Annotated in this window: 12 protein-coding genes; 8 read left to right on the forward strand and 4 right to left on the reverse strand. The window is 70.7% G+C overall.

The annotated features are described in order from the left end of the window. The first annotated feature begins 86 nt into the window (after nucleotides 1–86). Both Aiant_RS40730 and Aiant_RS40735 read left to right on the forward strand, forming a co-directional pair. The gene (locus Aiant_RS40730) at nucleotides 87–2192 is read left to right on the forward strand and encodes an RCC1 domain-containing protein (protein WP_189329981.1); all 2106 of its coding nucleotides are present in this window, start codon (nucleotides 87–89) and stop codon (nucleotides 2190–2192) included. A gap of 82 nt (nucleotides 2193–2274) precedes the next feature. Beyond that, nucleotides 2275–4299 (forward strand): ATP-binding protein, encoded by a 2025-nt coding sequence (locus tag Aiant_RS40735; RefSeq protein ID WP_189329982.1) that lies wholly within the window; start codon nucleotides 2275–2277, stop codon nucleotides 4297–4299. Here Aiant_RS40735 and Aiant_RS40740 read toward each other — a convergent pair. Next, entirely contained in the window at nucleotides 4278–5783 is a 1506-nt protein-coding gene (locus tag Aiant_RS40740; protein WP_189329983.1) for a hypothetical protein, read from the reverse strand. The two genes, Aiant_RS40735 and Aiant_RS40740, sit on opposite strands and share 22 nt — an antisense overlap. A gap of 98 nt (nucleotides 5784–5881) precedes the next feature. On the opposite strand from Aiant_RS40740, the gene Aiant_RS40745 reads away from it, so the two are divergent. After that, nucleotides 5882–7576, forward strand: a complete 1695-nt coding sequence (locus Aiant_RS40745) for an amylo-alpha-1,6-glucosidase (RefSeq protein WP_189329984.1) — start codon at nucleotides 5882–5884, stop codon at nucleotides 7574–7576. 75 nt (nucleotides 7577–7651) lie between these two features. Here the strand turns inward: Aiant_RS40745 and Aiant_RS40750 are convergent, their stop codons facing one another. After that, nucleotides 7652–8209, reverse strand: a complete 558-nt coding sequence (locus Aiant_RS40750; RefSeq protein WP_189329985.1) for a TetR/AcrR family transcriptional regulator — start codon at nucleotides 8207–8209, stop codon at nucleotides 7652–7654. 90 nt (nucleotides 8210–8299) lie between these two features. On the opposite strand from Aiant_RS40750, the gene Aiant_RS40755 reads away from it, so the two are divergent. The 4 genes from Aiant_RS40755 (at nucleotide 8300) to Aiant_RS40770 (ending at nucleotide 9796) form a co-directional block, all read left to right on the forward strand. Then, nucleotides 8300–8725, forward strand: coding sequence for an LIC_13387 family protein (locus tag Aiant_RS40755; protein ID WP_189329986.1), 426 nt, complete (start codon nucleotides 8300–8302; stop codon nucleotides 8723–8725). An 87-nt stretch (nucleotides 8726–8812) separates the two neighbouring features. Beyond that, on the forward strand, nucleotides 8813–9139 hold the full coding sequence (locus Aiant_RS40760; RefSeq protein WP_189329987.1) for a PadR family transcriptional regulator: 327 nt from the start codon (nucleotides 8813–8815) through the stop codon (nucleotides 9137–9139). Further along, nucleotides 9136–9492, forward strand: coding sequence for a DUF1048 domain-containing protein (locus tag Aiant_RS40765; protein WP_189329988.1), 357 nt, complete (start codon nucleotides 9136–9138; stop codon nucleotides 9490–9492). Before Aiant_RS40760 ends, Aiant_RS40765 begins: the two co-directional genes overlap by 4 nt. A gap of 1 nt (nucleotide 9493) precedes the next feature. Then, the gene (locus tag Aiant_RS40770; protein ID WP_189329989.1) at nucleotides 9494–9796 is read left to right on the forward strand and encodes a DUF1048 domain-containing protein; all 303 of its coding nucleotides are present in this window, start codon (nucleotides 9494–9496) and stop codon (nucleotides 9794–9796) included. Between the two features lie 16 nt (nucleotides 9797–9812). On the opposite strand, the gene Aiant_RS40775 is transcribed toward Aiant_RS40770, so the two are convergent. Together Aiant_RS40775 and Aiant_RS40780 are read right to left on the reverse strand one after the other, a co-directional pair. After that, nucleotides 9813–10295 (reverse strand): SRPBCC family protein, encoded by a 483-nt coding sequence (locus tag Aiant_RS40775; RefSeq protein WP_189329990.1) that lies wholly within the window; start codon nucleotides 10293–10295, stop codon nucleotides 9813–9815. Then, nucleotides 10292–10633, reverse strand: coding sequence for an ArsR/SmtB family transcription factor (locus Aiant_RS40780; protein ID WP_189329991.1), 342 nt, complete (start codon nucleotides 10631–10633; stop codon nucleotides 10292–10294). Before Aiant_RS40780 ends, Aiant_RS40775 begins: the two co-directional genes overlap by 4 nt. A gap of 97 nt (nucleotides 10634–10730) precedes the next feature. On the opposite strand from Aiant_RS40780, the gene Aiant_RS40785 reads away from it, so the two are divergent. Next, entirely contained in the window at nucleotides 10731–12860 is a 2130-nt protein-coding gene (locus Aiant_RS40785) for a heavy metal translocating P-type ATPase (protein ID WP_189329992.1), read from the forward strand. Nucleotides 12861–12863: the final 3 nt, after the last annotated feature.

Consider the following 12863-nt stretch of genomic DNA (forward strand, 5'->3'; position numbering starts at 1 on the left):
GGTTCCCCGGTACTTCTCAGAATTCTCCGGGCGAGCCGGGCCGGACCGGGTGACACTGCTCGTCGGTGCTCTCGAAGGGACCGGCGGTGTTCAGACGTTTTCTGGTGGCGTCCGCGATGTGCGCGGTGGTGACCGCGGCCGTCGGCACGCCCGTGCAGGCCGTCGCGAGGACGACGGTGACGCTGTCCGCGCCCTCATCGGGCGTCGCGGACGTCGCGGTGGCGGTCAAGGGCACGGTGCGCCCGGCCGGTACGGGCCGGCCCGTCCACCTCCAGGAGTACGTCGCGAGCTCGGGCAAGTGGGTCACCCGCGAGTCGGGGACGACCTCACGGACCGGCGCGTACGCCGGCACCTTCACCACCTCGGCGGGGACGAAAACCATCCGCCTGTACGCGCCGAAGTCCGGCACCCGCCCCGCCGGTGCCAGCGCGTCCAGGAAGATCGTGGTTGTCCGGCAGACGGTGTCCCTCACCATGTCAGCGGCGCAGACCGAGGTGAACACCCAGCCGACGGCGACCATCACCGTCTCCCCGAAGGTCGCCCGCAGCGTCGAGGTCCAGCGGTACACCTCGGGCGGGTGGACGACCGAAGCCACGATCAAGACGAACGCCACCACCGGCACGGCCGTCTACTACCCGTCGACGCGCAGCGCGGGGTCCTCCACCTATCGGGCCGTCGTCGCCGAGCAGGGCAGGCTCAAGGGTCTCGTTTCCGCGTCCCGTTCCCTCACGGTCGTCAGGCCGGTGCAGTTCGTGCAGGTGACCGTCGGCGAATTCCACACGTGCGGACTGGGCAGCGACACCGCGACCTACTGCTGGGGCGCGGGCCAGCCGGCTCCGGCGCCGGTGGCGGCCCCGGCCGGGGTGAGCCTCACTCAGCTCACCGCCGGCGAGTCCCACACGTGCGGGCTGGGCAGCGACACCGCGACCTACTGCTGGGGCTCGGGCGGCTGGGGTCAGCTGGGCACCGGTGACACCGCGAGCCGGCCGGCTCCGATGCCGGTGGCCGCCCCGCCCGGGGTGAGCTTCACCCAGGTCACCGCCGGCGGCGACCACACGTGCGCGCTGGGCAGCGACACCGCGACCTACTGCTGGGGCCGGGGCGAATACGGTGTTCTCGGCAACGGTGGCACCGCGGACCAACCGGCTCCGGTGCCGGTGACCACCCCGGCCGGGGTGACTTTCACCCAGGTCACCGCCGGTGAGACCCACACGTGCGCGCTGGGCAGCGACACCGAAATCTACTGCTGGGGCAACAACGGCAACGGACAGCTGGGCAACGGCGGCACCACGGGCCAGCGGGTTCCGGTGCCGGTCGTGGCCCCGCCCGGGGTGAGTCTCACCCGGCTCACCGCCGGCGGTTTCCACACGTGTGCGCAGGGCAGCGACGCCACCACCTACTGCTGGGGCGGCGGGTTCTCCGGGCAGCTGGGGAACAACGACCCCACGAGCCAATCGGCGATTCCGGTGCCGGTCGCCGCCCCGGCCGGGGTGACCTTCATCCACCTCACCACCGGCGAGGACCACACGTGCGCGCTGGGCAGCGACATCACCGCCTACTGCTGGGGCCGGGGCGAAAACGGCCGGCTCGGCAACGGCGGCGTCGCGAACCAGCCGGTTCCGGTGCCGGTGGCCGCCCCGGCCGGGGTGGTCTTCACCCAGCTCGCGGCCGGCGAACACCACACGTGCGCGCTGGGCAACGACGCCACCACCTACTGCTGGGGGCGGGGCGATTACGGTCAGCTGGGCGACGGCGGCACCGCGGACCAGTCGAGTCCGGTGGCGGTGGTGATCCCCCGTGTCCGGCCCGCGCCCGATCCCACCCCGACGCCCGAGCCGACCTCCGACCCGGTTCCGGACAACCCCGCGCCGCCTGTCGTCGACCACCCTCAGCCGGCGCCACGGCCGAACCCGACGCAGCCGGTCACCGTGACCGTCTCGGCGGACCAAGCCCTGACGTCCATCTTCTCCGCCGGCAGCTTCCATCGGCAGGCACGCGTGCAATGTCCGAACGGCCGCACGGCGATCAGCGGCTACGGCACCGTCATCTACGCGGAAAGTACGCTCCTGGTGACTTTCGCCGGTGCCCATCCGGGGTCTCCGCCATCGACGCTGGTGACCGAGTGGGATGTGCAGAGCAGCGGCCGCGGCAATGTCCGCGTTCGTTCGACGGCCGTCTGCCTTCGTCCGTAGCGATCGGCCACGCGTCTCAGCATGGTCGCCGAGCAGCCGAACAGAACGGTGGTAACCGTCGGCCGGCCGGAAGAGGAACAGCGTGACGTTGCGGCAGTCGTTGTGGCGCACCGGGGCGTTCGCGACGCTGTACGTCATCGCCACCTACGCCGGCCGGCTCACGATCATGGACGGCACCAACCTGAGCCTGGTGTGGCCCGCCGCCGGCGTCGGCGCACTCTGGTTCATCTGCCAGCGCACGTCGCGCTGGCGTCTGCTCGACGTCGCCGCCCTGTCCGCCGTGACCCTCGCGGTGAACCTGGCCACCGGCGCGAGCGCCGTCCTGGCCGCCTTCTTCGTGGTGGCGAACGTCCTGCAAGCGGCCGTGTTCACCTACCTTTACCAGCGCTGGCTGCCGGGCCTGTGGGGCAGCGGCGGCACGGAACCCATCGCCCGGTCCCACCAGCTGTGGCGCCTGGTCGCCATCGCCATGATCAGCACCTGCTGTGGGGCGCTCGTCGGCCCGACCGGCATCTGGCTGGTCAGCGGCCACTATTCCGGCGCGGGCGCCGCCGTCTGGCTGGCCCGCAACTCCGCGAGCCTGCTGCTGATCGGCATCGCGGGGCTGCGGCTCGGCGCGCTCGTCCAGCACCTGACCCCGCGAAACCTGCGCCGGCAGGCCCGGGCCGTCCCGGCGCGGACCTGGTTCGAGGCGACCACGCTGCTGGCCATCTCCCTGGCCGCGTACCTCTTCGTCTTCCGGCTGACTCATGGCATGCCGCTGGGCTTCCTGCTGGTCACCGTCACGGTCTGGGCGGCGACCCGGCTGAGCACCACCTTCGTGATCCTGCACGACTTGTTCTTCGGCAGCCTGGCCGTGGCGTTCACGCTGCACGGCGACGGCCAGTTCGCCGCGATCGCCTCGCACTCCACCCGGGCCCTGGTCTCCCAGATGTTCGTCGCCGTCGTCGCGGTCGTCGGCCTGGCCGTCGCGCTCGGCCGCGACGAGCGTGCCGCCCTTCAGCAGGCCGCCGCCGACCAGGCGCGCATGTTCGCCACCGTCATCGACGCCATGGGCGAAGGCCTGACCGTCGTCGACGCCGACGGCCACGTCCTGCTGCGCAACCCGGCCAGTTCGCAGCTGCTCGCCGAGCAGGCCGCGCTGTGCCACCTCGACGGCACCCCGATCGCGCCCGGCGACCAGCCCTACCGGCGGACGCTGGCGAGCGGCGAGCCGCACGCGATGGACGTCCTGCTGCGCGATCCGGAGGACCGCATTCTTTCGGTACGCGCAACGCCGCTCCCGATCAGCGTCGACGGCCGCCGGTACGCCGTCAGCGTGTTCTCCGACGTCACCGCCGACCGGCGGCACCGCGACGAGCTCGCCGCCTTCGCCGGTGTCGTCGCGCACGACCTGTCCAACCCGCTGACCACGGTGGAGGGCTGGGCCGAGAACGTCGCCGACATGCTCGGCCCCGACGCGGGCCGGGCCGCCGACGGCATGGAGCGCATCCAGCGGGCCTCCGCACGCATGCGCAACCTGATCCGGGACCTGCTCGCGTACACCACCGCGCGCGACAACGGCCTGCACCCCGCGGGCCTGGACCTGACCGCGGTCGTCACCGACATCGCCGTGGCCCGCATCGACCAGGCCGAGACCACCGGCACGCCGGTGCCCCGCATCCACATCGGCGAGCTCCCGCTGGTGCACGCCGACCCGGCCCTGATCCGGCAGCTGCTCGACAACCTGATCGGCAACGCCGTCAAGTACACCGCGCCGGGGACCGTCCCGGACATCGCGGTGACCGGCGGATACGACGGCGCCCAGGTCCGCGTCACGGTCACCGACAACGGCATCGGAATCCCCGCCGGGCAGCACACCACCGTCTTCGACAACTTCCACCGCGCCCACCGCGACGCCGGTTACGCGGGAACGGGCCTGGGCCTGGCCATCTGCAAACGCATCGTGGAACGCCACGGCGGCGCGATCACCGCCGCCGACAATCCGAGCGGCGCCGGCACGGTCTTCACGTTCACGCTGCCGGCCGCCGACCTGCCGCCCGGCCCCAACCTCCACCCGGCCGGGCAGCCGCCGTCTGCTGACGCTCAGACCGGCCCGTTGCGGTAATTCGGGTCCGGGTCGGCCGCTGGAGGCACGAGGTTCTCGACCCGGCGGAGCAGATCAGCGGACTGCTCGTCGGTCAGTTGGTATTGCTGTGCGCACCGCACGAGAGACACTCCGGAGTCGGCCAAGGAGTGCCGGGTGCTGCGCAGGATCGCGGCGAGGTCGATGCACGCCATCTCGAACCGGAACGACGAACGGCCGAGGTAGGCCCGAACCCCGTGGGAAAGCTCGCACGAGGTGAGCTTCGCCTCGGCGGCCTCGTACTGGCTCGCCGCGCCGGGCAGGTGAACGTATCCCGCCTCGTACAGATGGGCCACCGAGACCACGACGGCGTCGCCGGTCGGCGCACCTTTGTCGAAGTCCAGCGTTTCCATCGCGTCGGAACTGTTCGCAACGTCGGGACGTTCCACGCGCAGATCCGGGCTGGCGAACCCGTTCGCGCTGTCCATGCCGTCCAGCCGGCCGGCGAGGTCGTCATCGAACTCGCTGAGCCGGCGCTCGACGGCGTCGATCACCGCTATGGCGGACTCGATGGCCCGGGGTGCCGCGGTGCCGTCGATCGGTGCTTCGTCGGGATTCTCCTCCAGCTTGCCGAGGTGGTAGCCGGCCAAGGAGGTGCCCAGGGAGAGCGCCCCGGTCAGGAGACTGCCGGGCCCGGGGATCAGTGACGCGATTCCGAAGGCGATGGACGCCCGGGACAGGAACTCCACGGTCGCGGGATGCTCGGTGGTGCGGCCATGGCCCTGAAGGCGCCGGATGAGAGTGTCGGCGATGTTCAGCAGGTAGTGGTGGGTCTCCACGATCGCCGCATGCTGCGCCACCGCCACCATGGCCAGAATCATGGCGTACGCCTGTTGTTGCTGGGACGCGGTCTGGAGGGGCTTCAGAAACCTGTCCCGGAAGGCGAGGGCGCCGTCGCCGGTCCAGTGCTGCCAGTCGACCAGGTCGCGGACCGGGACGACTCCGGTCTCGTAGGCCTCACCGATGCGGTCGTAGACGCTGGTCGCCAGGCCCTTGGACCGGACAACCCCGGGAAAGGCACCGTCGGCGGGGCCGGTGGGAATGCCGCCGAGCTTGCCGATGATGACGGTGGAGTCGAGGGGGTCCAAGGCATAGAAGGCCTCGAACCGGGCCCGCAGCGATGCCAGGTCGTTCGTCAGGATCCTTGCCAGGTCCGGCCGGCCCGCGGGCGGCACGGGGGCGTCGTCGGAGAGCGTGGCCGGCGCCGGCACCACGTCGCCGTTCTCGGCGACAACGAGCTTGTGGTCGTGAAGATAGTCGCTCAGCCACAGCCGGGCGAGGCGTTCGATCTCGCCCAATCTGGGCGGCAGCTCATCTGTCAGTCGCAACGACACCAAGCTGATCAGGCTCTTCATCTCGACCCCCCGAGTCGGACGAATGGCAACGTGACTTGAGTCTGGCAGGCGCGCCGCCGCATCGATAGCCACCTCTGCGGTAGCGGCGGACCACCTGGCGCCGTCGTCCACCGGGTGTCCTACCACCTTCAGCATCGACCCCGCCGTCAAACGACTCGTCGCCCCAGGAAGACTGACCCGCCACCGCCGTACCCACGAAAGCAGGCACCGTGTTCTCCATCCGCGACATCCCGTTCTCCCACCGCGGATCGTGGTTCGACATCTCCCCGGTCATCGCCGAGAAGACCTACGCCGAGGACCTGCACCTGGTCTCACACCAGACCGGCATGCACCCGGTACTGCGGTTCGTGCCTCTGCACGACGGCACGCGCGCCGACACCGAGGTCACCGCCACTCCCGCACAGCTCAGCTGGACCGGCGCCGACGGCCGCATCGACCTCGCCTACCAGAACCCCGACACGATCCGGCTTCGCGGCACCGGCCTCGGCCTGCGCATCGAGGTCGCCGCCGGCACCCTGACCCCGTTCACCGGCAGCTACCTGTTCCGCGACCCGGTGGACGGGGCCTATGTGCTCACCTCGTACGAGACCGGGCGCCGCTACCGGATCACCGTTCTCACCGGAGAGATCACCGCCACGGCAGGGGTGGAAACCCTCGGTGCCGGCGACAGGCACCTGACCCTGCCCTCACCATCGGCCTGGGAGATCGCCATCGAGGAGTACCGAACCGGTCGCCTCCCGTTCACCGCCACCGGCAGCTTCGACGAGATCGCCGCCGGCGTCGCAGCACAATTCGACGCCTTCACCAACGCGGTGGCCCCGTGGCGCAGCACCGAGACCCCGGCGGCGGAACTCGCCGCATACGTGCTGTGGTCGGCCACCGTCGACCCGGCAGGATTCCTCACGCGCCCCGGGGTCCTGATGTCCAAACACTGGATGGACAAGGTCTGGAGCTGGGATCACTGCTTCAACGCCCTCGCCCTCGCCGCCGGCGAACCCGACCTTGCCTGGCACCAATTCCAGCTGCCCTTCGACCACCAGGACCCGACCGGCGCGCTCCCGGACTCGGTCACCCACTCCGAAGTGCTCTACAACTTCGTCAAACCGCCCATCCACGGCTGGGCGTTACGGCAGCTCCGCGAACAACTCCCTCTCGACCGCGATCAGCTCACCGAAACCTACGAACGACTCACTGCCTGGACCCGCTTCTGGCTCGACCAGCGCCGGGCACCCGGACGGGCATTGCCGCACTATCAGCACGGCAACGACAGCGGCTGGGACAACGCCACCACCTTCGACGGCGACCGCGTCATCGAAACAGCCGATCTCGGCGCGTTCCTCATCCTGCAACTGCGTGAACTCGCCTCGCTCGCGCGCACTATCGGCCGCCCGGCAGACGCCGACGCGTGGGAGGCAACCGCGCAGACCATCTTGGAAACGCTGCTCACCGAGCTCTGGCAAGGCTCCCGCTTCGTGTCCCTCTCCACCCGGACCGGACAGCCGCGCGCCAGCTCCAGCCTGCTCGACTTCATGCCGATCGTGCTCGGCAACAGCCTGCCTGCTGATGTGCTTGCCCACCTCGCCACCCGCATCGGACAACACCTCACCACACACGGCCTGGCCACCGAACCCACCGCCTCACCGTCCTACACCGCAGACGGCTACTGGCGCGGACCCATCTGGGCCCCCGCCACCGTCCTCATCGAAGACGGGCTACGCCGAGCCGGATACACCACACTCGCCGACACCATCAGCCACCGCTTCCGCGCGCTGTGCGAAAGCTCCGGTTTCGCCGAGAACTTCGACGCCACCACCGGCGAGGGACTACGCGACCGCGCCTACACCTGGACCGCCAGCAGCTACCTCATCCTCGCCGCCGCACACCACCAACGGCGAAGCCTCTGACAGACCGCGGCTTCAGCAGTCACCGACGCGGTGAACTTTCCTCATGGCGACCGTGGGCCCGGACTCGCCTGATCATCACCGCAGCAGCCACTCGCCGGTGAGCTTCATGACGTCGGCGCGGCTGCGGCCGGGGTGGTCGGCGCCCACCACATGCGCGCCGATCCGCACCGAGAACGTGAGCAGGCACCGGACCTCGACGTCGTCCGGGTCCGGGCAGAACGTCGCGAACAGCGAGCGCAGGTAGTCCATCCGCCGGTTGTCGACGCGCCGCAGCCGCGCGGCCACGGTCTCGTCGCGCCGCGCCCAGTCGCGGATCGCGAGATCGAGCAGCGGGCTGCGGGCCGGCTCGCGGGCCGCGCCGACGATCGTGAAGAGCCGGGCGAGCCGGGTCCGGCCGTCACCGCCGTCCCGCTCGACCTGCTCGATCACGGCCTCGGTGACCTCGCGCTCCCACCGGTCGAGCATCTCGGTGAGCAGCACGTCCCGGTTGGCGAAGTAGCCGTAGAAGCCGCCCTTGGTCACCCCGAGGGCCTGCGCCAGCACCTCGATCCGCACCGCCTCCGGACCGCCCGCCGCGAGCGCGTCCAGCCCCGCCTCGATCCACTTGTCCCGGGATGTGCGGGGCAGGGCCATGCGCGTCTCCTCACCGTGCACCATCTATACGGCGCCGTATAGATGGGCTAGCCTCGATCTATACGCCAGCGTACAGATAGGGGTTGTGCTGTGGAACTCACCGCTCTCTCCGCTTTCCGCGCCGGAGCCTGGGCCTGGGTGCTCACCGGCGCCGGCCACCTGACGCTCGCCGCGGTCCTGGCGCTGCGCCCCGCGGACCCGGCGACCGCTCCCGCGGTCGCGGCGATGCGGGACGCGGACTTCGGGTTCGCCGGGCCCGGCCGCAGTCTCTACGACCTGAACGCCGGCATGTCGCTGGTCATGGGCGTCGCGCTGATCTTCGCCGGGCTGGTGTGCGTGCTGGTGGCGCGCGGGGCTCCCGCCCTGGTCGGCCGGTCGCGATCGCTGAGCGGGCCGGCGCTGGTCGCCTCGATGGTGGCGTTCGGGTTGTCGGTGTGGCTGCTGCCGCTCCCGCCGATCGTGCTGTTCGGCGTCGCGACGGCGGCGTTCGGCTGGGCTGTCCGGCGGGCCTCCTAGCTATTCGGTACTACCGGATACCGGTACTCGGTGTTACCGTATAGCAGTACCCGGTAGTACTGAGTACCGGCAGTGCGAGGAGGCGCGATGGAGGACCTGACCGAGATGCTGAAGGGCACGCTCGAGGGCTGCGTGCTGGAAATCATCAACGGCGAAGAGACTTATGGGTACGCGATCACACGCCGGCTGAACGAGCTCGGCTTCGCCGACGTCATCGACGGCACGGTCTACACGATCCTGCTGCGCCTGGAGCGCAACGGCCTGGTCCAGGTGACGAAACGGCCGTCCGAGGTGGGCCCGCCCCGCAAGTTCTACGCGCTCAACGACGCCGGGCGTGCCGAGCTCGCCACGTTCTGGGCGAAGTGGGAGTACCTCTCCTCGCGTATCGACAGCCTCAGGAAGGGTGTGCGATGAGTTTCTGGGAGACCGTCACCGGCAGCGACCTGACCAGGCACTGGACGGCGTTCGAGGCCCGGGCGCGGGTGTTGCCGGACGACTACCGGGCGGCGTGGGAGCAGATCAAGGCCGGCCTGTTCCCGCACGGTGACTTCACCGGCCGCAACCTCACGCCGATCCTGGACTCCGCTCTGGCGTTGCTCGAAGAGGCCGCGGCGGAGGGGCAGAGCGTCGGGGAGGTCCTCGGCGACGACATCCCCGGCTTCTGCGCGGCCCTGACCGGGGGGACCGGCGCGCGGACCTACCGCGACCGGTGGCGCGAGCAGCTCAACGACAACGTGGCGCGAAAACTGAGCCGGCTGGGAGGCTGACGTGGGCATCCGGGACATCATCGAGGGCAAGAAGCAGTGGCGGGCGCACGTCGCGCGGGTCAAGGCACTCCCGCCGGACTACCGGATCGTCTACCGGGAGATGCAGAAGTACCTGTTCAAGGTCGGCCCGGTCGACCTGCACGACGGACAGCTGCTCACCGGCATCGTCGACTTCTTCGCCGAGGGCGCCGCGTCCGGCAAGGGTGTCATGGCGCTCATCGGCCCCGACGTCGCCGCCTTCTGCGACGGCCTGATCCAGGACACCCCCACCTACGCCGACATGTACCGGCGATCCATCACCTGACCGGAAGGCGCTGGGCTCAACCGCCTCGGGTGACCAGAGCGGCGTAGCGGTCCAGGTACAGGGACCATCCCTCGTCGTGGGCGACGCCGTCGTGCACGGACTGCCAGCCGGGGCCGTGCCGGTCGAGGTGGCGGTGCTCGAGTTCGACGCGGGTGCGGTCCGGGGTCTCGGCGATGAACCGGACCTCGACCTCACTGGTGTTGCCGGGCTCGGTCTCGATCTGCCACTGCGGGCTGATGTCCCAGCTGAACACGACCCGGTCCGGCGGCTCGTAGGCCAGGATCCGTGCCCAGCGGCACTCGGTGCCATCGGCGGCGCGGTCGTAGATGTGGCCGCCGACCTTCGGCTCGAACACGGTTTCGACGATCGGGGCGCCGAGCAGATTGTGTTCCGGCGGCTTGAAGTCGCCGAACCGGTCGGTGAAAACGCTGAAGGCGCGCTCGACCGGCGCCTCGACGGTGATCTGCCGCTGCACCACCACGGCCGCTGTCTCTGTCACGACTCCTCCTCATGCGACGTGTTGTCCGGTTCGGGTTCTTCGACCACCTGCTGGTAACCACCGAGCGCACGGCTCCAGAAGGTGTCCAGCTGATCTCGTAGCGCCGCCACCCCGGCCGGGTTCAGCCGGTAGACCCGGCGGGTGCCGGCGGCTTCGTCGGTGACCAGCCCGGCATCCTTGAGCACCTTCAGGTGCTGCGACACCGCGGGCCGGCTGATCGGCAGTTCGTCGGCCAGCTCGCCGACTGCCCGCGGTCGCTCGGCCAGGCACGTGACGATGGAGCGCCTGGTCGGATCGGCGAGGACCTCCCAGCCATCGGCCGATGGGTAAGTAGCCACGAACGGTAAGTTACGACTTACCAATTGGGCCGTCAAGAGCCTCTGCTTGTCGGATACCCCCCAGGGGTATACGGTTCGGGCAGGGGAGGTGGTCGACATGGTGACCGAAGACCACGGGCTGCATGGCTCGGCCGTCGCGCACAGGCAGGCTCACCACCGGCCGGCGGCGCATGCCGGACATGGCGGCGCTCATCACGGTGGGCACGACAAACACGCGGGGCATGACCCGGAGGCGTTCCGGCGCAAGTTCTGGCTGAGTCTGATCCTGACGGTGCCGATCGTGGCGACCAGCGAGATGGTGATGGACTGGTTCGGCTACTCGCTGGACTTCCCGGGCATCTCCTGGGTCGGCCCGGTGCTCGGCACCGCGGTGTTCTTCTACGGTGGACGGCCGTTCCTGGCCGGCGCGGTCAGCGAGATCCGGAACCGGGCGCCGGGCATGATGCTGCTGATCGCGATGGCGATCACGGTGGCCTTCACTGCCTCGCTGGTGACCAGTTTCGGCTGGTTCGACCTGGACTTCTGGTGGGAGCTGGCGGCGCTGGTGACCATCATGCTGCTCGGGCACTGGCAGGAGATGAAGGCGATCGGCCAGGCCCAGGGCGCTCTGGCGGCGCTCGCGGCGCTGCTGCCCGACGACGCCGAGCGGGTCACCGCCGACGGCAGTGCGGAGCGGGTCCCGGTGGCCGCGCTGGCCGTGGGGGACACCGTGCTGGTGCGCTCCGGCGGCCGCGTCCCGGCCGACGGCCGGATCGTCGACGGCACGGCGGAGCTGGACGAGTCCATGATCACCGGTGAGTCACGGGCGGTGTCGCGCGGCGAGGGCGATCGCGTGGTGGCCGGCACGGTGGCCACCGACTCGGCGATCCGGGTCCGGGTGGAGGCCGTCGGGGAGGACACCGCGCTGGCCGGGATCGGCCGCCTCGTGGCGCAGGCGCAGGCCGCCGGCGGGCGCGCTCAGGTGCTCGCGGACCGGTTCGCGGCGATGCTGTTCTACATCGCGACGGCGGCGGCCCTGCTGACCTTTGTTGTCTGGTGGGCGCTCGGGGACGTGGACGAGGCGGTCGTGCGTACCGTAACGGTGTTGGTCATCGCGTGCCCGCATGCGCTCGGCCTGGCGATCCCGCTCGTGATCGCCCTGTCCACGGCACTGTCGGCACGGGCGGGCATCCTGATCAAGGATCGGCTGGCCCTGGAGCGGATGCGCACCGTCGACGCGGTGCTGTTCGACAAGACCGGCACGCTGACCAAGGGCGCGCACACGGTGACCGGCACCGTGGCCGCCGACGGGTTCACCGAGGACGAGGTGCTGCGCATCGCCGGGGCGGTCGAGGCCGACAGTGAACACCCGCTCGCCCGGGCGCTGACCGCGGTCGCCCACGACCGCGGGCTGCGGGCGACCGCGTCCGGCTTCCGGTCGCTGACCGGTCGCGGCGTGCAAGCGACGATCAACGGATTGACGTACGCGGTGGGCGGGCCGACCCTGCTGCGCGAACTCGGCGCCACCGTCCCGCCGCCCCTGCGGGCTGCCGCGGAGCAGTGGTCGGATCGCGGCGCCGCGGTGCTGAACCTGCTGCGCCTCGACAGCGGGGGAGCGCCCGCGGTGATCGCGGCGTTCGCCCTGGAGGACCAGGTCCGGCCGGAGGCCCGGCAGGCCGTCGAGCAGCTGCGCGCCGCCGGGATCGGCAAGATCGTGATGATCACCGGGGATGCGCGGCCGGTCGCCCGGGCGGTCGCCGGCGATCTCGGGTTCGTGCCCGGCGTGGACGAGGTCTTCGCCGAGGTGCTGCCCGCCGACAAGGACCGGGCCGTGGCCGGCCTGCAATCGCGGGGCCTGCGGGTGGCGATGGTCGGCGACGGCGTCAACGACGCCCCGGCGCTGGCCCGCGCCGACGTGGGCCTGGCCATCGGCGCCGGCACCGACGTCGCGATCGAGTCCGCCGGCGTCGTGCTGGCCTCCTCGGACCCGCGTGCCGTGACCGGGGTGATCCGCCTGTCGAAGGCGTCCTATCGCAAGATGACGCAAAACCTGGCCTGGGCGGCCGGCTACAACATCGTCGCCATCCCGCTCGCCGCCGGGGTGCTGGCGTTCGCCGGGATCACGCTGAGCCCGGCGATCGGCGCGGTGCTGATGAGCGCCTCGACCATCGTGGTCGCGTTCAACGCGCAGCTGCTGCGCCGGGTCCGGCTGACCCCGCAGGCCCAGGACGTCCGCGAGATAGGGTGATCG

This window comes from Actinoplanes ianthinogenes (assembly GCF_018324205.1).
Lineage (GTDB): Bacteria > Actinomycetota > Actinomycetes > Mycobacteriales > Micromonosporaceae > Actinoplanes > Actinoplanes ianthinogenes.

Excerpts from the sequence above, each read along its gene's own strand:
- Aiant_RS40750 (WP_189329985.1), bottom strand. The coding sequence starts at position 8,209 with ATGGCCCTGCCCCGCACATCCCGGGACAAGTGGATCGAGGCGGGGCTG.
- Aiant_RS40765 (WP_189329988.1), top strand. The coding sequence starts at position 9,136 with ATGAGTTTCTGGGAGACCGTCACCGGCAGCGACCTGACCAGGCACTGG.
- Aiant_RS40785 (WP_189329992.1), top strand. The coding sequence starts at position 10,731 with ATGGTGACCGAAGACCACGGGCTGCATGGCTCGGCCGTCGCGCACAGG.
- Aiant_RS40760 (WP_189329987.1), top strand. The coding sequence starts at position 8,813 with ATGGAGGACCTGACCGAGATGCTGAAGGGCACGCTCGAGGGCTGCGTG.